Source organism: Streptomyces cacaoi, from assembly GCF_006539165.1.
GTDB lineage: Bacteria > Actinomycetota > Actinomycetes > Streptomycetales > Streptomycetaceae > Streptomyces > Streptomyces cacaoi.
Genome location: NZ_BJMM01000002.1, coordinates 529,978 through 549,121, shown reverse-complemented (window position 1 = coordinate 549,121; position 19,144 = coordinate 529,978). Strand labels below are relative to the sequence as shown.

The 19,144-nt window shown below is 76.2% G+C and carries 12 protein-coding genes; 3 read left to right on the top strand and 9 right to left on the bottom strand.

The window, feature by feature from the left end:
- Positions 1–26: 26 nt before the first annotated feature.
- The 8 genes from SCA03_RS02710 to SCA03_RS02675 are packed head-to-tail and all read right to left on the bottom strand — an operon-like array spanning position 27 to position 14,734.
- Positions 27–1,163, bottom strand: coding sequence for a saccharopine dehydrogenase NADP-binding domain-containing protein (locus SCA03_RS02710; protein ID WP_107428932.1), 1,137 nt, complete (start codon positions 1,161–1,163; stop codon positions 27–29).
- Positions 1,160–3,040: an ABC transporter ATP-binding protein gene (locus SCA03_RS02705; protein ID WP_086814251.1), complete on the bottom strand. Its 1,881-nt coding sequence runs from the start codon at positions 3,038–3,040 to the stop codon at positions 1,160–1,162. The genes SCA03_RS02710 and SCA03_RS02705 overlap by 4 nt, the downstream gene beginning before the upstream one ends.
- Positions 3,037–4,935: an ABC transporter ATP-binding protein gene (locus SCA03_RS02700; protein ID WP_086814253.1), complete on the bottom strand. Its 1,899-nt coding sequence runs from the start codon at positions 4,933–4,935 to the stop codon at positions 3,037–3,039. Before SCA03_RS02700 ends, SCA03_RS02705 begins: the two co-directional genes overlap by 4 nt.
- The gene (locus SCA03_RS02695; protein WP_086814255.1) at positions 4,932–10,547 is read right to left on the bottom strand and encodes a non-ribosomal peptide synthetase; all 5,616 of its coding nucleotides are present in this window, start codon (positions 10,545–10,547) and stop codon (positions 4,932–4,934) included. Before SCA03_RS02695 ends, SCA03_RS02700 begins: the two co-directional genes overlap by 4 nt.
- Positions 10,544–11,359, bottom strand: a complete 816-nt coding sequence (locus SCA03_RS02690) for a VOC family protein (protein WP_169729601.1) — start codon at positions 11,357–11,359, stop codon at positions 10,544–10,546. The genes SCA03_RS02695 and SCA03_RS02690 overlap by 4 nt, the downstream gene beginning before the upstream one ends.
- Positions 11,356–12,564, bottom strand: coding sequence for a Gfo/Idh/MocA family oxidoreductase (locus SCA03_RS02685; protein WP_086814260.1), 1,209 nt, complete (start codon positions 12,562–12,564; stop codon positions 11,356–11,358). The genes SCA03_RS02690 and SCA03_RS02685 overlap by 4 nt, the downstream gene beginning before the upstream one ends.
- The gene (locus SCA03_RS02680; RefSeq protein WP_063767330.1) at positions 12,561–13,961 is read right to left on the bottom strand and encodes a salicylate synthase; all 1,401 of its coding nucleotides are present in this window, start codon (positions 13,959–13,961) and stop codon (positions 12,561–12,563) included. Before SCA03_RS02680 ends, SCA03_RS02685 begins: the two co-directional genes overlap by 4 nt.
- Positions 13,962–13,963: 2 nt before the next feature.
- Entirely contained in the window at positions 13,964–14,734 is a 771-nt protein-coding gene (locus tag SCA03_RS02675; protein ID WP_030874890.1) for a thioesterase II family protein, read from the bottom strand.
- A 166-nt stretch (positions 14,735–14,900) separates the two neighbouring features.
- Between SCA03_RS02675 and SCA03_RS02670 the strand changes: the two genes are divergently transcribed.
- The 3 genes from SCA03_RS02670 to SCA03_RS02660 are packed head-to-tail and all read left to right on the top strand — an operon-like array spanning position 14,901 to position 18,447.
- On the top strand, positions 14,901–15,512 hold the full coding sequence (locus tag SCA03_RS02670) for an ECF transporter S component (RefSeq protein ID WP_086814256.1): 612 nt from the start codon (positions 14,901–14,903) through the stop codon (positions 15,510–15,512).
- Positions 15,509–17,581, top strand: a complete 2,073-nt coding sequence (locus tag SCA03_RS02665; RefSeq protein WP_141275177.1) for an ABC transporter ATP-binding protein — start codon at positions 15,509–15,511, stop codon at positions 17,579–17,581. Before SCA03_RS02670 ends, SCA03_RS02665 begins: the two co-directional genes overlap by 4 nt.
- The gene (locus SCA03_RS02660; protein WP_051855521.1) at positions 17,578–18,447 is read left to right on the top strand and encodes an energy-coupling factor transporter transmembrane component T; all 870 of its coding nucleotides are present in this window, start codon (positions 17,578–17,580) and stop codon (positions 18,445–18,447) included. The genes SCA03_RS02665 and SCA03_RS02660 overlap by 4 nt, the downstream gene beginning before the upstream one ends.
- A 142-nt stretch (positions 18,448–18,589) precedes the next feature.
- On the opposite strand, the gene SCA03_RS02655 is transcribed toward SCA03_RS02660, so the two are convergent.
- A complete protein-coding gene (locus SCA03_RS02655; protein ID WP_086814588.1) occupies positions 18,590–19,081 on the bottom strand; it encodes an acyl-CoA thioesterase in 492 nt (163 codons plus the stop codon).
- Between the last annotated feature and the right edge of the window lie 63 nt (positions 19,082–19,144).

The following is a 19,144-nucleotide window of genomic DNA, read 5'->3' as shown; positions in this document are numbered from 1 at the left end:
TGCGGTGTGCGCTGGCTGTGCGGCGTTCACAGGGTTCCTTCCTCGGTGGCCGCGCCCGCGGTGAACGGTGCGGTGTCCGTGGGCAGATGGACGACACGGGCGGGCGGAGGCGGGGCGCCGGAGCCGTCGTCGGCGGTGAGTGCGGTGACGGTGGCCTCCGGGTCGAGGACGTCGGCCGCCTGGTGGCACCCCGGCGGGATGTCGCCGCGCAGGACCGCGAGCGTGGCCCGGGCGAGGACGGCGCCGCTCAGCGGGGCGTTGCCCGTGCCGTGCAGGACGGCGGTCCTGCTGCCGGGGCCGTGCGGCCCGGTCCCCTCGGCGGTGACGGCGAGCGTGACCGACGTCCTGCGCCCGGCGAGATCCAGCAGCCCCGCCCGGCACAGCAGATCGGCCGCCTCGCCCGGGGGCAGCGTGTGCACCCGGTCGAACGCGGCGGTGACGTGCTCGCCGGAGAGCACCGTCAGCCAGTCGCCCCGTTCCAGTCCCAGGTCGCGCGCCAACCGCTCGTCCTCGGCGGTCAGTTGGGGCAGCAGGGTGTTTCTGCCGGGGAAGAACGGCAGGTCCGTCGCGGTGCGGCGGGTGAGGGCCCGGGCCCGGGGCGCGCCGTCGCGCCAGGCGGCGAGCGGGCGGGCGGCTCCGGCGGCGGCGCCGTGGACGTACTCCAGGGCGGCGGTGCGGGTGAAGCGGTCGACCACCCGCGTGTGCACGCTCAGGCCGTGCACCCGCGTCAGCCCGTCGGCGCGTGCCCAGCCGGCGACCGCGCGCGGGAACAGCCCGGTCAGCCCGGGCCGCAGCCCGGCGGAGAGCACGGCGGTCCGGCCGGCGCGCACGAACGGGGCGCCTTCCGGCTGTGCGTGCGGGGCGTCGCCGGCGGCGTCGAGGTAGTCGGCGCCCGCTGCCAGAGCGGCGTCGGCCGCGGTGGTGCCGGTGAACCGGGAGGGCCCGGCGCAGACGACGAGCGCCCGCAGTCCCTCGGCGAACGCGCGGACGCTGCCGGGGTCGGTGATGTCGACGGCCGCGTGCTCCGCGCCGTCCACCCGGCGGGCGGCGTGCGCCGCGGCGCGTGCGTCGCGCCCGCCGATCCGCAGTCGCTGCCCGGCCCGGTGGAGGGCGCGCACCGCGTGCTCCCCGACGTCTCCGTAGCCGCCGATCACCCCGATCACCGGGCCGCCCCGGTGCTGCCGGAGCCGTCGCCGTGCCCGTCGGACCGAGCGGCGGCGGCAGCGGGACCAGGGGCCGAAGAGGAGGCGAAGGGAGCGGAGGCGGCGGCGTCCGGCGGTGCGGCGGCGGATTCCGGGCCGGGGTCGCCGGCGCCGACGAGCCGCCAGCCGCGGCTGCGGCGGCGCTGCTCCCAGAAGCGGCTGTAGCGGCCGCCCGCCGCCAACAGCTCCTCGTGGGTGCCGCGTTCGGCGATGCGGCCCTCGTCCAGCACGACGATCTGGTCGGCGGCGACCACCGTGGGCAGCTTGTGCGCGATCACCACCAGCGTCGAGGTGCGCATCAGTGTGCGCAGCGCCTCCTGGACGTACCTCTCGTTCTCCGGGTCGAGCGCCGCCGTGGCCTCGTCCAGCAGCACGACGGGCGCCGCCTTGAGGACGGCACGGGCGACGGAGACCCGCTGCCGTTCGCCGCCGGACAGCGCGGCTCCGCCCTCCCCCACCGGGGTCCGCCAGCCCTGCGGCAGCCGGTGGACGATCTCGTCCACCCCGGCCAGCCGGGCGGCCTCGCGTACCTCGGCGTCCGTGGCGGAGGGGCGGCCGACCCGGATGTTGCCCTCCAGCGTGTCGTCGAACAGGTAGACGTCCTGCATGACGAGGGAGAGCTGGTCCATCAACCGGGCGGTGGGCAGCTCCCGTACGTCGGCGCCGCCCACCCGGACCGTGCCCGCGTCGACGTCGAAGAAGCGGGTGATCAGCCGGGTGAGGGTGGTCTTGCCGGAGCCGGACGCGCCCACCACGGCGGTCATGGTGCGCGGCGGCACCCGCAGCGAGACGTCCCGCAGTACGGGGGCGTCCTCCTCGTACCCGAAGGTGACGTGCTCGAAGGCGATCTCGCCGGGCCGCTCCAGCGGGGCCTTTGCGGTGGCCTCCGGCAGCGGACGCTCGTCGAACAGCGCGGCCAGCCGGCGCAGATCGTTGCCCGCCATGCGGAGCATGCCGCTCATACCGGCGGCCTCGCTGAGCGGGCCGACGAACCGTGCGGCCAGCGCCAGCAGGGCGACCAGCGCGACCGGTTCGATGGCGTCCCGCAGCGCCAGCGCCACCCCGGCGGCGACCAGCGCGGCGAACGAGAGCTGCACGGCCAGGCCGTTGGCGAGCAGCCGCGGCATCGTCTCGCCGAGCATCCGCCCGCCCGCCCGGCTGCGCCGCTCGATGGCCTCCTCCAGCGGGGCATACCCCTCGACACCGCGGCCGAAGGCGCGCAGCGTCCGCTGGTTGCGGGCGAATTCCACGACGCGGCTGCCCGCCAGCGCGTCGGCCGCGTCCCGCTGTTCCTCCGAGCGTCCGATCCAGGACGCGGACCAGCGGTGCGTGGCGTACAGCAGGGGTGCGCACACCAGCAGCACCAGTCCGAGCCGCCAGTCCAGCACGAGCATGGCGGCCAGCACCGTGGCCGGGGTGACCACCCCGCTGACGGCGGGCGTCAGCATGTGCGCGAAGACGTTGGTGACCATGAACGTGCCGGTGGTGGCGCTGCGGGAGAGCCGGCCGACCTTCTCCGAGGTGAACCAGCCCAGCGGCAGCTTGACGACGTGGTCGCCGAGCCGCTCGTGCAGCGTGCCGAGGGTGGCCAGCGCCAGCCGGAAGCCCTGCATGGCCTGCTGGTAGCGGGCCACGCAGGTGGCGAGGACGGCGGCGGCCAGCACGGCCAGCATGCGCAGCGCCCGGCCGGTGTCGCCCTCGAACACGGCCCGCAGCACGGGCACCAGACAGGCCATGGCGACGCCTTCGAGGACGGCGTAGCCGACCAGCCAGGCCAGGTAGCGGCGCAGGGCGCCCCGGTGTGCCGGGCCCAGGATCTTGGCCAGGTGACGGATCATCGCTCGTTCTCCTCCGGGGGGCGGTGCGGACCGTGCGGGCCGTGCGGGCCGGGGTTCCGTGCGAGGTCGTGCTGCTCGCCGCCGCCCTGGGCGGCCCACATCCGGGCGTAGCGCCCGTCGGCGGCGAGCAGTTCGCCGTGTGTGCCCTGTTCGGCGATGCGGCCGTCGTCGAGCACCACGATCCGGTCGGCGCCGGTGACGGTGGTGAGCCGGTGGGCGATCACCAGCACGGTGCGGCCGCGCACCACGGTGGACAGCGCGTCCTGGATCTCGGCCTCGGACTCCGGGTCGGCGAACGCGGTGGCCTCGTCCAGGACGAGCACGGGGGTGTCGGCGAGCAACGCGCGGGCGATGGCCAGGCGTTGGGCCTCGCCGCCGGAGAGGACGGCGTCCTCGCCGACGACGGAGTCGTAGCCGCGCGGCAGCCGCGTCACCCGCTCGTGGATCCGTGCCGCCTCGGCGGCCCGTACCAGTTCCTCCGCGGTGGCGTCCGGCCGGCCGAGCCGCAGATTGTCCGCGACGGTGCCGTGCAGCAGCTGCACGTCCTGGAGCACGAAGCCCACGTGCCGGTACAGCTCGCGGGGCGCGATCTCCCGTACGTCCGTCCCGCCGACCCGGACGGCTCCGGCGTCGACGTCGTGGAAGCGGGGCACCAGCTGGGCGAGCGTGGACTTGCCGGCGCCGGAGCTGCCGACGAGCGCGGTGACGGTGCCCGGCCGGCAGGTCAGGTCGATGCCGGTGAGCACCGGGGTGTGCGGGTCGTAGCCGAACCGGACGCCGTCGAACTCCACGTCGCTGCCCCGGGGTGCACGCGGCCGCTCGGCGACGGGCAGCGCCGGGGTCTCCAGCAGCCCGACGATCCGTCCGGCGGCGGCCACGGCCTTGCGCTGGGCGGTGAAGCCCTGGTTCAGGGTGAGCAGGGTGGAGGGCACGACGACGGCGACGAGGACCTCGGCGAGGACGTCGGCGGGGGTCACCCAGCCCCGGTCGGTGAACCAGATCCCGCCGGCCAGCCCGACGAGGGCGATCACCGGGACGGACAGCGCCATGGAGGTGTACGCCTCCAGCTTCAGCACAGGGCGGACCCAGCCCGCGTACTTCTCGCCGTACTCGCCCACCGCGCGGCGGTATCCGGCGTGCGCCCGGTGGGCTCCGCCGAACACCTTCACCACGGCGATGCCGTGCACGAACTCCACGATGGCCGCGCTGACCCGGGCGAAGCCGGCGTCCATCTCGCGCATCTTGTCCTGGAATCCGCGCATCATGAAGCCGTACGCGACGAGGTACACGGGCAGGGTGGCGAGCGCCAGCAGTGCGAGGCGCCAGTCGACCCAGCACAGATAGCCCAGCCCGGCCACCGGCAGCACGGCGGCTCCCGCCAGCTCCACGTCGTGGTGGGCGACGAGGTGGTGCAGATCGTCGATGTCCTCCTGGGCCGCCTTGCGTACCCGGCCGGAGGTCGTCTCGGAGTACCAGCCCAGCGGCACCTCGCCGAGCTTGGCGGCCAGCCGGCGGCGCAGGTCCGCCTGGAGCCGGCCGTCGGCGACATGGGTGATCCACAGCGCCGCCCCGTTGCAGCTCCAGCCGGCGACCAGCGTCACGGCAACGACGACGGCCGCGGTGAGCACCCGGTCCCGGTCGAGCGGCCCCTCGGCCAGCAGGGTGCGGCCGATCTCCGCGATGCCCACGAACGGCATGAGGGTGGCGAGCGCGCCGAGGCCGCCGAGCAGCACGCCGAGCCGGGTCATCCAGGCGACCGGCCGGCGCAGCTCGGTCAACGCCCGTGCGGTGTCCCGCCGTTGGGCGCGCTCGCGGTCCGCGGAGGCCGCCTCCTGGGGCAGGGGCTCGTCCCGCCGGCCGGGCGCCGGGTCGTGCGCCACGGTGGTGTCCGTCATGCCTGTGCTCCTCGCTGGGTCTCCTCGGGGGTGCGCCAGGGCGTGGCCAGGTGCGCGGCCACGGTGTGGACGTGCGGCGGTTCGATGACGCTGAAGTGGTTGCCGGGCACGTCGTGCACGGTGAACCGGCCCAGGCAGGTGCGCTCCCAGAAGGGCGCGGCGAGATGTCCGACGCCGCCGGTGACGCCGAACGACTGCTGTTCGGCGGCGCGCAGGAACGTCATGTCCCCGGCGTAGGGCTCCAGTTCGAGGTGGGCGGCGCGCATGCTGTGCCGGCACACCCGGAAGAGGTTCGGCACCAGCTCGGCGTCCACCGGGACCCCGGCGTCGCCCTCGGCGGCGCGGGCGTATCCGGCGAGGCGTTCGGCCTGCGGGCGTGCCCCGGCACGGCGGGCCGCGGCGGCGACGGCCGCCAGTCCGGGATCCCCGTCGAGGGCGGCGAGGGCCCCGGCGGGGATGTTCCCGCCGTGCCGCTCGGTCAGCAGCTCGACGGCGCGGTAGACATCCGTCGCCGCGACGTCCTCGCCGAAGACGGCGGGCACCGGGTCGAGCCCGAGGTTGGGCACGAAGATGGACTCGTAGGCCAGTTCCTCGTCGGTGGCGATGAACATGGGGATGCTGTCCACCAGCGTCAGATCGACGACGTCCAGGCCGCGTTCGCTCAGCCGCCGGGCGACCTCGGTGGCCAGCAGTCCGCCGAGGCAGTAGCCGACGAGCTGGAAGCGGGTCCAGCCCTCGTCGGCGAGGCGCTGTGCGTAGCGGTCGGCGACGGTCGCCACCAGCTGCTCCGGTGCGGTGGCGGTGTACTCCTCGGCGTCGGCCACGGCCACGCCGACGACCGGGCCGAGGCGCTGGCCGGCCAGTGCGCGGCCCAGGTGCTGGAAGTAGTCGAGGGTGCCCAGCGCCGCGTGGAAGAGCACCCGGACGGTGCCGGGTTCGTCGCCGGGCCGCCCGTCCGCTGGGTCGCCGCCGAAGGGGACGAGCAGGGCGTTGCCCGTGGTGGTGGCCGGTGCGCCGGCGGCCTCTCGGGGGCCGGCGGCGCCCGGTGCGGCGCGCAGCGCCCTGGCGAGGGCGGCGACGGTGGGCTCGTTGAGCATCTGCCGCAGCAGCGCGTCGTAGCTGAAGGCGGCGGCCTCGGCGACGTCCTCGCGCAGCCGGCCGGCCACGCGGGCCATGACGAGGGAGTCGGCGCCGCGGTCGTAGACGTTCTCTCCGGGGCCGATCCGGCCGGTGCCGAGCGCCTGGGCCCACAGCGCGCACAGCCGGTCCTCCAGGCCGCCCTCCCCGGCGGGCGACGGCGGTTCGGCGCCGGCGAGTTCACCGAGGCGCAGACCGGCCAGCGCCGCCCGGTCGATCTTGCCGTTGGCGGTGGTGGGCAGCGCGTCGACGACGTGCAGCTGTGCGGGCACCATGGCGGCGGGCAGCCGCTCGGCCAGGTGGGCCGTCAGCTCGTCGGCGCGCAGCGGCGCCCGGTCGCTCTTCGCCCGCAGGACGAACACGCCGGCGCCGGCCGCGGCCAGCGGATGGTCCGCGTCGGGCAGGGCGAACACCTCGTGCGCCCCGGCCTCGGCGAACAGCCGCCGCCGGCGCTCCGGCGACAGCAGCGGGGAGGGGCCGCGCTCCCGGTCGCCGTCGGCCGGTTCCATCATGAAGCCCTGGGTGAGCAGGATGTGCGGGTGTTCGGCGGTGGGCTCGGTGACCACCAACAGGCCGCCGGGGGCGAGGAGTTCGACGGCGGTGGCGACGGCCCGCGCGGGGTCCCGGGCGCTGTTGAGCATGCCGGCGCACACGACGACGTCGGCGGAGTTCGGGGCGACCCCCTGGGTGTGCGGGGCCCGGTCGACATCGAGGACTCCGTAGCGCACCTGGGCGTTCCCGCCGAAGGTGTGCCGTGCCTGGGGCAGGAAGGACGGGTCGGCGTCGGTGAACAGATAGTCGACGGTGAAGCCGTCCAGCAGCGGCAGCACGGCGGAGGTGGTGGCGCCGGTGCCGGCGCCCAGCTCGACGACCCGCAGCGGGCCGCCGCCCCGGTGTTCGGCGGCTGCGCGGTGCACGACAGCGGCCGCCGCGTGATTGAGGTAGCGGGAGAGGGCGTCGTCGCGGTAGACGGCCCGGGCCGGGCCGTCCCCGCCCTGCGGGAAGAGCAGCTCGAAGGGGCTCTGTGCGTCGTCCAGCAGGGCGTCGAGCCGGCGGATGTGCGCACGGTGGTAGTCGAGGAACTCCGGTGTGCACAGGCCGTGTTCGACGCCCTCGGCCACCTGCTGCCAGGCGTGTTCGACCGCTTCGGTGCCGTCCGGGTGTGCCGGGCGGAAGCGGCCGTCGGCTCCGGCGGTGAGGACGCCGGGCGCACCGCCCTCGGCCATGACCGCCAGCCAGCGGCGCACCAGCCACCGGTGCCGCTCGTGCACCCGGGCGTCCGCCAGCACCTGCTCGGCGGTGCACGGTCCCGGCCCGGCGAAGGCGCCGCGTGCCCGCAGCCCGTGCAGCATCGACAGCCGGGCGGCGTGGTGCAGGGCCCGGTGGTGTGCTGCCGCCCGCTCGGCGGCAGCCCCGGTCAGCTGACGGCCGGCGAACCGGGCCGCCGCCGCGCGCAGCCGGGCGTCGGCCTCCGCCGTGTCCGCGGGGGTCCGCCGGGCGGGTTCGGCGAAGGCGAGCAGCGCCCGGTCGGCTCCCTGCCGGGCGCCGTCCGCCGTGCTCTCCGCGACGACGGCGGCGGCGCCGACGCCCGGGTGGGCCAGCAGGGCCGCCTCCACCTCGCCGAGTTCGATCCGGTGGCCGCGCAGCTTGATCTGGGTGTCCTCCCGGCCGAGGAACTCGATCTCCCCGCCGGGCAGATAGCGGCCCAGGTCGCCGGTGCGGTAGTGGCGGGCGCCGCCCGGTGCGCCCGCGGGGAAGCGCCGTGCGGTCAGCGCGGGGTCGTCGAAGTAGCCGAGGGCGAGCCCGGCCCCGGTGATGTACAGCTCGCCGGGCACCCAGACCGGGCAGTCCCGGCCGTCCTCGTCCAGCACCTGGAAGCCCTGGTTGCGCAGGGGGCGGCCGTAGGGGACGGCGGTCCGGCCGGCGTCGGCCTCCTCGATCGGGTGGTGGATGGACCAGATCGCCGCCTCGGTGGCGCCGCCCAGCGACACCGCTCGCAGACCGGGCACCAGGCCGCGGATGCGGGCGGGCAGCGTCACGGGTATCCAGTCGCCGGACAGCAGCGCGAGCCGCAGTGCCGGGAGGGCGACCGGTTCGGCTTCCAGATAGTCGGCCAGCATGTGCAGTTGGGCCGGCACGGAGTTCCACACGGTGACGGCGTGGCGGGCGCACAGCTCGGCCCAGTGGGAGGGGTCGGCGTGCCGCGCGGGGTCCGGCAGCACCAGGGCGGCACCGGCCGCGAGGCCGCCGAACAGGTCGTAGACCGACAGGTCGAAGCCGAGCTGGGCGAGTTGCAGTATCCGGTCCCGGGCGGTGACGCCGAAGCGTTCGCTGATGTCCCGCACGGTGTTGAGCGCGGCCCGGTGGGAGACGACGACGCCCTTGGGGGCGCCGGTGGAGCCGGAGGTGTGGATGATGTAGGCGGGGGCGTCGGGGTCGCCGTCGGGGGCCGCGGGCACCTCGTCGACGGGTTCCAGCGCGTCCACGCGGGTGTGCGCGAGGCCGTCGGGCAGCCCGTCGTCCGGGACCGTCCAGGACTGGGTCAGTACGTGCCGGACCCGCGCGCCGGTGAGCAGGCCGCGCCGGCGCAGCGCGGGCTGGGCGGCGTCCACGGGCACATAGGCGCAGCCGGCCAGCAGGGTTCCCAGCACGGCGGCGGCCTGCTCGGGGCCCTTGTCGGTGAGCACGGCCACGCGGTCGCCGGGCACGCAGCCGGCCGCGCGCAGCGCCCGGGCCACCGCCCCGGCGGTACGGGCCAGTTCGCCGTACCGGACGGTGCCGAACACCCCGGTCAGGGCGGGCTCCCGCGGTGCGCGTGCGGCGCGCTCGAAGAAGCCGTGGTGCAGCAGTCCGTCGGGCAGGGGGCCCGCGGTGTCGTTGGCGGCGTCGCGTTCGCGCCGCTGCCGGCCGGGCAGGGCCACCGGTTCGGGGTCCTCCCAGGCCGCCGGGTCGTCGGCGAGCGCGGTGAGCAGCGTGCCGAAGGCGTCGAGCATGTCCTCGACCACGCCGTCGGGGAACGCGCCTGCGCGCACGTCCCAGTGCGCTTCCAGGGCGCCCGAGCCGTCGCCGACCTGGCAGTCGAGGAGGACCTGCGGGGTCTGGGTGATGCCGGCGCCGGGCGTGCGGCCGCTCGCCGTGGTGCCGGGGCCGACGCCGAGGGCGCTGGTGAACACGTACGGCATGAGGGCCGCCGCGCGGCCGCGTTCCCGGGCCAGATCGCGGATCACCTGCACACCGGAGTACAGCCGGTGGTCGAGGTCGGTGAACAGCCGCTCCCCCAGCCGGGCGGCCCGCTCGCGCAGCCCGGAGCCCGCGAGGCCGTCCACCTCCAGCAGGCTCACCGAGGTGAAGTCGCCCACCAGCCGGTCGACCTGGGGGTGCAGCGGCAGCCGGTTGAGCAGCGTGAGGTTGACGGTGAAGCGGGAGCGGCGGCTCCACCGGTCCAGTACGGAGGCGTACGCCGCGAGCAGCACGCTCGTCGGGGTGAGGCCGTGGGCGGCGGCCCGTTCCCGCAGCCGCGCCCAGGCCGGTTCGGGCAGCCGGAAGCCGTGGCGGACGAACCGGGGCGCGGCTTCCGCGCCGCCGCCCTGTTCCGCGGGCCGCCGGGGCAGTTCGGGTGCCGGGGGCAGCTCGGCGGTGCGCGAGCGCCAGTGGGCGCGGTCCCTGCGGTAGCGGGCGGTGTCCCGCAGCGCCCGCTCGGCGAGCAGGTAGTCGCGGAAGGAGAGGTCGAGCGGCGGCAGCACGGAGGTGTCGGCCGGGTCCGGGGCCGCGAGCAGGGTGTCCAGTTCGTCGAGGAGGATCCGGGCGCTGCCCCAGTCGGCGATGAGCGAGTCGAGGGAGAAGTGCAGGATGTCCGCCGTGCCGCCGGGCCCGGCGGGGTCGTCGGGGCCGGTGCGGGTCAGCCGCAGCTCGAACAGCGGCCAGCGCGTGGTGTCGTAGGTGCGGTGCCCCATCTCCTCGCGTACGGAGGCCAGATGGGCCGCGGCCTCGTGCGGCGGCGCGGCCCGCAGGTCCGTGACGGCGACGCGGCAGCGTGCCACCTCGTCGAGGACCTGCTGGGAGCCGTCCTCGTGGACGACGGCGCGCAGCATGCCGTGGCGTGCGATCAGCGCGTTCCAGGCGTCCTCCAGCGCCCGCGGGTCCACCGCGGGGTAGCCGACCTCCAGATAGCCGTGGCAGGCGACGCCGCCGTGGCCGAAGGAGTCGTTCCGGCCGAGCAGATAGGCCGTCTGCACATCCGTCAGCGGGAACGGCTCGCCGGCGGCGCCGGGGTCGGGGACGACGGTCCCGGCGGCGTCCTCGGCGGCCAGGAGCGCCAGGATCTCGGCCCGGTGGCCGCGCAGCGCCTGCCGCCGCTCCTCGGTGAGCACGCCCTGCGGCGCGCGGAACCGGATGCGGCCGTCCTCGGCCCACAACTCCGCGCCCAGGCTGTGGAGTTCGTCGACGATCTCGGTCGCGGTGGTGGGTACGGTCATGGTGTGCGGGGTCCCTTGCGGTGTGTGGTGTGCGGGGCTTCGACGGCCGGGCGCAGTACGGCGCCGTGCAGCAGTTCCGGGGCGGGCGCGGTGGTCAGGCCCGCGAGTTCGACGGCGCGCACCCCGGTGGTCTCCGCCTCCTCGATACGCAGCCCGGGCAGGCCGAGGTCGCCGGGGTCGGTGCCGGTGAGCTGCCGCACGGCCGGCAGATCCGCCGGGGCGACGCCGAGCACGACGGTGCGCAGCGCCGTCGCGCCGTTGGGATGGCGGACGTCCGGCGGGTGCTGCGGCGGGTCGTAGGGGGTGACCAGGAACGGCAGCCGGTGGGCGCGCGGGTAGGCGAAGGAGAAGCGGGTGGCGGCGCCGTCCGGGCGCCGTCGCCGCCAGTGCACCGGGCGGCCGCCGGGTACGCCCGCGCGGCGCAGTGCCCGCAGCCGCTCGGGGAAGCCGTCGGCGTCGGCGAGCAGGGCCAGATCGCAGAAGCCCTCGTCCTGCCGGGCCCAGCGCACCATGCGGGCGCCCGCGCCACGGCCGAACCGCAGGGTGACGGGCAGCCGCATCCAGCGGGCGCCGGGCGGGGTGGTGAGCAGTTCGATGACGGGGCCTTCGCGGAACCACACGTGGGCGTGCAGGGCCTTGTGCTCGGGCGCGGTCGCGTAGGCCACCTCGAAGCCCGCGGCCCGGAAGTCGGCCACGGCGCGCGGCAGTTCCCGTACCCGCAGCAGCACATGGCTGCACCGGGTGCCCGTCGGCTCTCCTGTCCGTCCCTCGCCGGCCGCGGGCCGTCCGGCGGCGGTGCGGTGGTCCGTCATCCCTCTCGTCCTCCTCGCGGGCCGGCCGCGGCGGGCCGGCGGGGTGCGGCGGCCGGGTCGGCGGTGCCGGCCGGTGCACCGCCGCCGGGCGGCGACCCGGCGCTCGCGCGGGCCAGTTCGTCGGCGGTCACGACGGGGGGCTCCGGCGGGCGGATCAGCTCGGGCATGCCCAGCCGGGCGGTCAGCTGCGTCCAGCAGCGGGCGACGGTCAGCGCCCACTGGCCGGCGGCGGCCCGGCGGGCGGGTGCGGCGGCGGCCTCCCGCAGCCGGTGCAGGGCGGACAGCACCGCCTGCGGCCACAGCTGTGCGAACACCTCGTGATAGCTGCCGGCGGCCCGGTGGAGCCGGGTGGTGGACGCGGCGGCGAGCCGTTCCGTGCCCGGTCCCGCCAGCACGAGGCGGCCGGTGGCGTCCCGCGGGGCGTGCAGCCGGGGGTTCCACAGCACGGGCCCGTGGGTGTCGGCGAGGGTGAGCACACCGGCGTCGGTGCCGAGCGCGATCCGGTGCAGCAGGAACGAGTGGTTGTCCGGGTCGTCGGGGTGCACCTGGTTCTGCACCCGCAGCGTGGCCGGTACGCCGCCGAGGACGGCGTGCAGCGTCCGGAAGGGCTGCGGCCCGTGCGCGGCGGCGGCGAGTGCGGCGTCCGGCTCGTGGCAGGCGCCGAAGGCCCAGGGCCTGGGTCCGCCGACGGCCCGGCCGAGCACGTCGAGCAGCGGATGGGCGACCTGGCTGTTGCAGGCGGCGTCCAGGAACCGCAGCGGGCCGCGGGCGCGCAGCGTGGCGGCGGCGGCCAGGAAGGCGCGCACCGGCGCGAGGTCGGGGTAGAGGGTGTCGACCGCGTAGGCCGCGTCGCCGTCCCGGGCCGCACGCAGGTTCTCGACGATCTCGTCGGCGTGCACCGGGTGTTCCTGGAGGACGTGCATGCCGCGGCGCAGGAAGGCGCGGGCCAGTTCGGAGCCCGGGCCGCCGGTGGCGCCGGAGCGGACGACGACGCAGACGATGTCGGTGCTGTCGGGCACCTGCTCGGGCGCGGTGTACAGCGGCACGCCCTCCCGTTCGGCGAGGCGGCGGGAGAAGTCGCTGCCCTTGGCGAGGACGCCGGTGAGCGTGAAGGCCCCGGCGGAGGCCCGTACCGCGTCGAGGTAGATCCTGCCGAAGGCGGTGCCGGCGACCACCACACGCAGGGGCCCGTCGTCGCGGCTCACGACGCCGCCCGGGCCGGGGCCGCCGGTTCCGGGTGCGGGCCGCCGGCCGCCACGTCGTGCGGCGCCACGAGACACCGGCTGACGGCCCGCAACTTCTCGCGGGTCTCCTCCAGTTCGCGCTCCGGGTCGGACTGCGCGACGATGCCGGCCCCGGCGCGCAGCCAGGTCCGTCCGCCGTCCCGGTAGACGCTGCGCAGCACCAGTGCCGCGTCGAGCGTCCCGTCGGCGTCCACGGTGACCACCGCGCCGCTGTACAGGCCGCGTTCCTCCGGTTCGCTCCGGGCTATCAGCTCGCAGGCGGCCTGTTTGGGTATGCCGGAGGCGGTGACGGCGGGGAAGAGCGCGTCCAGGGCGCTCCACCGGCCGGCCCCGGCGGCGAGCCGCCCGGACAGCCGGGAGGCGAGGTGCTGCACGCTGCCGCGTTCCTCGACGGTCATGAACTCGCCGGTGCGCACCGTCCCGGGGATGCACACGCTCTCCAGTTCGGTCTGCACCAGCCGTACCGAGACGGCGTGTTCGTAGACCTCCTTCGGGTCCCGGTACAGCTCGGCCCGGCGTTCCGCGTCGGCCTCCGGCTCCCCGGTCAGCGCGCGGGTTCCGGCCAGCGGCTGGGCGGTGACGGTGCCGTCGGCGCCGACCCGGACGACGATCTCGGGGCTGAACCCGGCGGCCTCGCGACCGCCGTGCCGCAGCAGGAAGGAGCGCGCCGGCTCGTGCGACCGGCGCCCGGCGAGATAGGTGGCGGGCAGATCGACGGCGCCCGGCACGGGAACGGTCCGGGAGAGGATGACCTTCTCCAGCCGCCCGGCGCGGATCTCCCGCACGGCCCGGGCGACGTCCTCCCGGTAGCGGACGGCTCCGGCGTCCGGGTCCACGGGCACGGCCGCCCGGCGGGGGCCGTCCCCGTGCGTCAGGGCCTCCGCCCGGTCGGCGGCCGCGCACAGTCTGCGCTCCAGCCGGTCGAGCGCCGCGCCGTCCTCGGCACGCAGCAGCGCCTCGGAGCCCCGCATCCGCACCTCGCGCCGGGGCAGGACGAACCGCACCGCCGGCCGGCCGCCGGGCTCGGGGCCCGCGCCCGCACGCGCCCGCACATAGGAGAAGTCCACCCAGCCGTGGGCCCGCCAGTTGCCGCGGCCCACCAGTTCGACGGCGCGGCCGGCCGCGGCCAGCGGGTGCACGCCGGCGACGGCGGGCTGCCGGCGCCGGGTGCCTCCGACCCCGACGGTGGCGCCCTCCGCTCCGGCCTCCACGACGACCGCTTCGCCCTCCGCCCAGGAGACGGAACCGTCGCGTTCGTAGAGCAGGTACGGCGCGTCCGAGCCGGCGCACAGCACGGTGGCCGTGGCGATCCGATCGGCGAGGAAGGGCACATGACGTTCGATCAGGCCGTCGGGCATGTTCACGCGGGGGTCTCGCTTTCCGAGGGAACGGGCCGCGACGCCTCGTGCGCCGCGGTACGCAGCAGGTGCAGCACGCCGGTGTCGTCCGGGACGAACCAAAAGTGGCCGCCGGGGACGGTGTGCAGGGTGAACGCGCCGGTGGTGTGGGCGGCCCACCGGCTCGCCTGGTCGTGGTCGACCTCGGTGTCCGCCGCGCCGATGACGGCGGTCACCGGGCAGGGCAGCGGCCCGGCGGGGGCGTACCGGTAGGTCTCGGCCAGGGCGAAGTCGGCGCGTACGGCGGGCAGATAGACGGTGCGGAAGGCCGGCTCGGCCAGCAGTTCCGCGCTGGTGGCGCCGAGCCGCGCCAGCTCGGCCACCAGGGCGTCGTCGGACCGGGTGTGCAGATCCCCGGTCACCGGCACGCACGGGGCGCGCCGGCCGGAGACCACCAGCCGGGCGGGCGGCGCTCCCTGCCGGGTCAGCCGGCGGGCCGTCTCGTAGGCGACGACGGCGCCGAGGCTGTGCCCGAACAGCACCAGCGGGCGGCCGGCGAGCGGCAGCAGGGCACGGCACACACCGCTCAGCAGTGCGTCGAGGTCGTGCGGGGGCGGCTCCTCGATGCGCTCCTCGCGCCCGGGGTACTGCACGGCCGACAGCTCCGTCCGGCCGTCGAGGGCCGCACCCCAGGCCGCGTACGGGCCCGCCGTGCCGCCGGCGTGCGGGAAGCACACCACGCGCACCCGGGGGTCGGCACGGGGCGCCCGGCAGCGGAGCCAACGGTCGTTCAACGCGCTCTCCTTCCACGCTCGTTCACCGGCTCCCGGAGGTGACCGGCGGCCCCATCCAAACCTTATTGAAAATGATTGTCAATGCTATAAGCTGGCCGCGCACGTCACCGGCCGGCCGGACAGCCGGAGAGGAAGAAGAGAGAAAGAGAAAGAGAAGAGGAACCGGATGGCACCGCCCGTACCGTTCACCACCCGCACGAGCATGACCTGCGTCGCCGTCGGCGCCGCGTTCGGAATCGTGCTGATACCGGCCAACATCCTGGCCAACGCCACCGCGAGCATGCCGGTCCTGGTGTCGCTCTTCTACGGCCTGTGGGTGCTGCCCGCGCTGGTCGCCGTCGCGCTGCTGCCCCGGTTCGGCACCGGTGTGCTCGCCGCGACGGTCGCTGGGCTGGTCGCCGGATTCGGCTCCGGCTACGGCCCGTTCATGATCGTGATGATGGCGCTGTGGGGGCTGCTGCTCGAACTGCCCTTCCTGCTCACCCGGTACCGGCGGCTCGGCACCGGCACCTTCCTGCTCTCCGGCCTGCTCATCGGAGTCGTCAGCGGGGTGTGGACGGCCGGCTTCATCGGCTTCGGGCAGCTGGCGGCCGGGGTACTGGCCGCCGTGCTCGCCACCGCGCTCGCGAGCTCCGTCGTCTTCGCCTGGTTCTCCGTGCTCCTCGGCGGAAAGCTCAGCAGATCCGGGATCGGCACCGCCGTCCGCACCGGTGCCGCCTCCACCGCTGCCTCCGCCCCCGCCACGCCCGGAACCGGTCCGGAGGCCGGCGGACGATGAACCCACCCCGCACCCGGCCGGCACCCGGCCCGACGGCCACCGCCACCCCGTCCGTCACGCCCTCCGCCGCACCCGCCGACGGCACCGGCCCCGACACCGGCGCCGACCCCGGCCCCGGCTCCGGCCCCCTGGTGCGTCTGCGCGGCGTCCGGGTCCGCCACCATGCCGCCGGCACCTGGACCGGCGAGGGCACCGACCTCGAACTGTTCCCGGGCGAACTGGTGCTGCTGCTCGGCCCGTCGGGCGCCGGCAAATCCGGGCTCGCCCTCACCGTCAACGGGCTGATCCCGCACAGCGCACCGGCCGACCTGGACGGTGCGGTCCTCGTGCGCGGCACCGACACCCGCACCACGGGCACGGCCCGGCTGTGCACCGAGGTCGGCATGGTCTTCCAGGACCCCGACGCGCAGATCGTCACCCGCACCGTGCTCGACGAGGTGTGCTTCGGCCCGGAGAACACCCTCGTCCCCGCCGCCGAGGTGGAGCGGCGCGCCCTCGCCGCGCTGCGCGCCGTCGGCCTGGACACCGGCCCCGCCGGGCTGCGCCGCGACCCCGCTTCCCTCTCCGGCGGCGAACGTCAACGCCTCGCGCTCGCCTGCGCGTTGGCCATGCGCCCGGCCGTGCTCGTCCTGGACGAGCCCACCGCCAACCTGGACCCGCTCGCCGTCCGCGACTTCTACCGGGTACTGGCCGGGCTGCGCCGGAACGGCACCACGGCCCTGCTGATCGAGCACCAACTGGACGACGCCGCACCGCTGGCCGACCGCGTCGTCGTCCTCGACCACCGGGCGCGGGTCCGCGCCCAGGGACCGCCGCGGGAGGTCTTCGGGCGCCACGCACGGCTCCTGGCCGAGGTGGGCGGATGGCGGCCCGCCGCCGTCGAGATCGCCGAACGGATGGGCCCGGCACCGGGCGGGACCACACCGCTGACCCCCGAGGAGCTGGCCGACGCGGTGCGGGCCGACTCCGTTCCGGCCCGCACTGTTCCGGCCCGCACCACTCCGGCCGGGCACCCCGGTGGCGCCCAATCCCCGTGCGCTGCCCGGCCGTTGCCCCGCCCGGCGGACAGCCCGGCGGACACCCCGGACCGTCCGGCCGGCTCCGGGGGCGCGCCCGTGGCCGAGCTGCGGTCCGTCACCGTCCGCCGGCAGGGACGCACCGTGCTCGACGCGGTCTCGCTCACCGTTCCGCCCGGCGACTTCCTGGCCGTGGCCGGTACCAACGGCGCCGGAAAGACCACCCTGCTGCGCACGCTCGCCGGGCTCACCGCCGTCTCGCACGGCGAGGCACGCGTCGAGGGCCGCCCGGTACGCACGGGCGCCCGCGGCAGACGCGCCGGCGGGTGGCCGGGCGCGGCGGGCCGGATCGGCTACGTCTTCCAGAACCCCGAGCACCAGTTCGTGACCGGCTCCGTGCGGGCCGAACTCGCCCACGGGCCGCGGCTGCTGGGCCTCGGCCGGGAGGAGACCGGGGCGCGGGTCGACGCGGCCCTGGACCGCTTCGGCCTGACCCGGTACGCAGAGCGGAGCCCCTTCCTGCTCTCGCACGGCGAGAAGCGCCGGCTGTCCGTCGCCACCGCGCTCATCACCGGCCCGCGTCTGCTCCTGCTCGACGAGCCGACGTTCGGACAGGACCGGGCGCGCACGGCCGAACTGCTCGCGCTGGTCGACGAGGTGCGGGCGGCGGGCACCACCGTCGTCGCCGTCACCCACGACCTCCAGCTGGTGGCCGACCACGCCGCGCACCTGGCGCTGCTCTCCCGCGGCCGGCTCACCGCCCACGCTCCGGTGCGCGACGTGCTGTGCGACGACACGCTCCTGGACGCGGCCGGACTCCGCCCACCACCGGTACGCCGCTTCGCTGCCCGGCTCGCCGCGCACGATCCGGTCTGGTCCCGGGTGTGCCGACTCGACGACCTCGGCAGGCCCGGCGAGTTCGACGGGTTCGCCGGGGCCGTCACCCCCGTCGGGCCCGACGAGCCGGACGACCGCGGCGGACCCGAGGGCCCCCACGGAGCCGATGACCGGGACGGACGCGACGGCCCCGCCGGCGGAGAGGACCGACCATGACGACCGACCGGCCCGGCAGCGCCCCGCACGGCCCGGCGCCCGGACCGCACTCCCCCGCGGGGGATCCACCGCAGGCGGGACGCGGCTTCCTGCGCCGGGTCGATCCCCTGGTCAAGCTGGGCGTCTCGCTGGTCGCGATGGCCGTGGCCTATCTGGCCGGTGACCCCGCCGTGCCCGCTTTCCTGCTGCTCGCCGCCGTGGCCGTCCACCTGGCGGGGACGCTGCCGCACCCGGGCCGCGCCCTGCCGGCGCTGGCGGCGGCGGGTCTCCTGCTGTGCTGGTTCACCGTGCTGTTCGCGCTGCTCGCCTCCGCCGACGTCGGCGCGGGCACCCCGATCGCGCTGTCCTGGGGCCCGCTGCACCTGCACGCGGGCGCCCTGCGGTACGGCGCGCTCGTGGCCGCGCGGATCGGCGCCATCGCCGCCCTGTCGCTGCTGGCCGGTGCCGGGACGACCCCCGAGGGGCTGCGTACCGCGCTGGTGTGCCGGGCGCGTGTGCCGTACCGGTTCGCCCACGCGGCGCTCGCCGGGCTCCAGTTCGTGCCCGTCTTCCGGGCCGAGGCGGACCACATCCGCGCCGCGCACCGGATGCGCGGCGCGGACGGCGGGCGCGGGCCGCTGGCCGCCGCCCGGCGTGCCGCCCGCATGCTGGTACCGCTGCTGGCGGGCGGCATCCGGCACGCGGAACGGGTCTCCCTGGCGATGGACGCCCGTGGCTTCGGCGCCCATCCGCGCCGCACGGAACGCCGGTTGCCCCGCCGCACCCTCGCCGATCCGGCCTACTGTCTCGGTGCCCTCGCGGTTCTCGCCACCGCGACCACCACCGGCCACGCCCTCCTCTCCCCCGTCCTCCCCGGTGTCCCGTGACAGCGGCCGGAACGGGTGTCGGGGTGGGACGGCACCGACCTGACGAGGCGTCAACCGCGGGAGGGCGTTGTCGGTGGCGGATGCGACGCCCGGGCCCTGACGTCAGCGCCGAACCCCGCGATTCCCGTTTCCCGGGCCCGTATCAGCTGGACCGGGAGTTGCTTCGACCGGCGCGGCGCTCCTGCTCGTCGTCGGACGGCCGGCCCCCGGCCCGTTGCGCGGCCTCCGGTGTGCTGTGGGGCAGCAGGGCCGAGCGGACGGCATCGGGCATCTCCCGCTTGCCGCCGGCCGCGGTGTCGACGAACACGTGCCGCACCTCGCCCTCGGCGACGAGCCGTTCGCCGACCTTGAAGACGGGGCTCAGTATCAGGCTCGTCGTCCCCAGGTGGGTGACGGGCATCTCGATGTCGACGAGTTCGTCGAAGTGGGCGCTGCGGCGGTAGGCGAGACGTGCCTCGGCCACCACGAGATCGGTGCCCTGCGCGACCATGGCCGCGTAGTCCACGGCGGTCTCGCGCCACAGCTCGGTCAGGGCGACGTCGTAGTAGAAGAGGTAGTGGCCGTTGAACACGACGTTCTGCTGGTCGCATTCGCTGTAGCGCACCCGCAGCCGGTGGGTGAAGGGCTTCGTCATGGCCGGGATGGTAATGGTCCGCCGGCGGGCGTCCGGGCGCGGGCGCCCGCTCCGGACACCGGT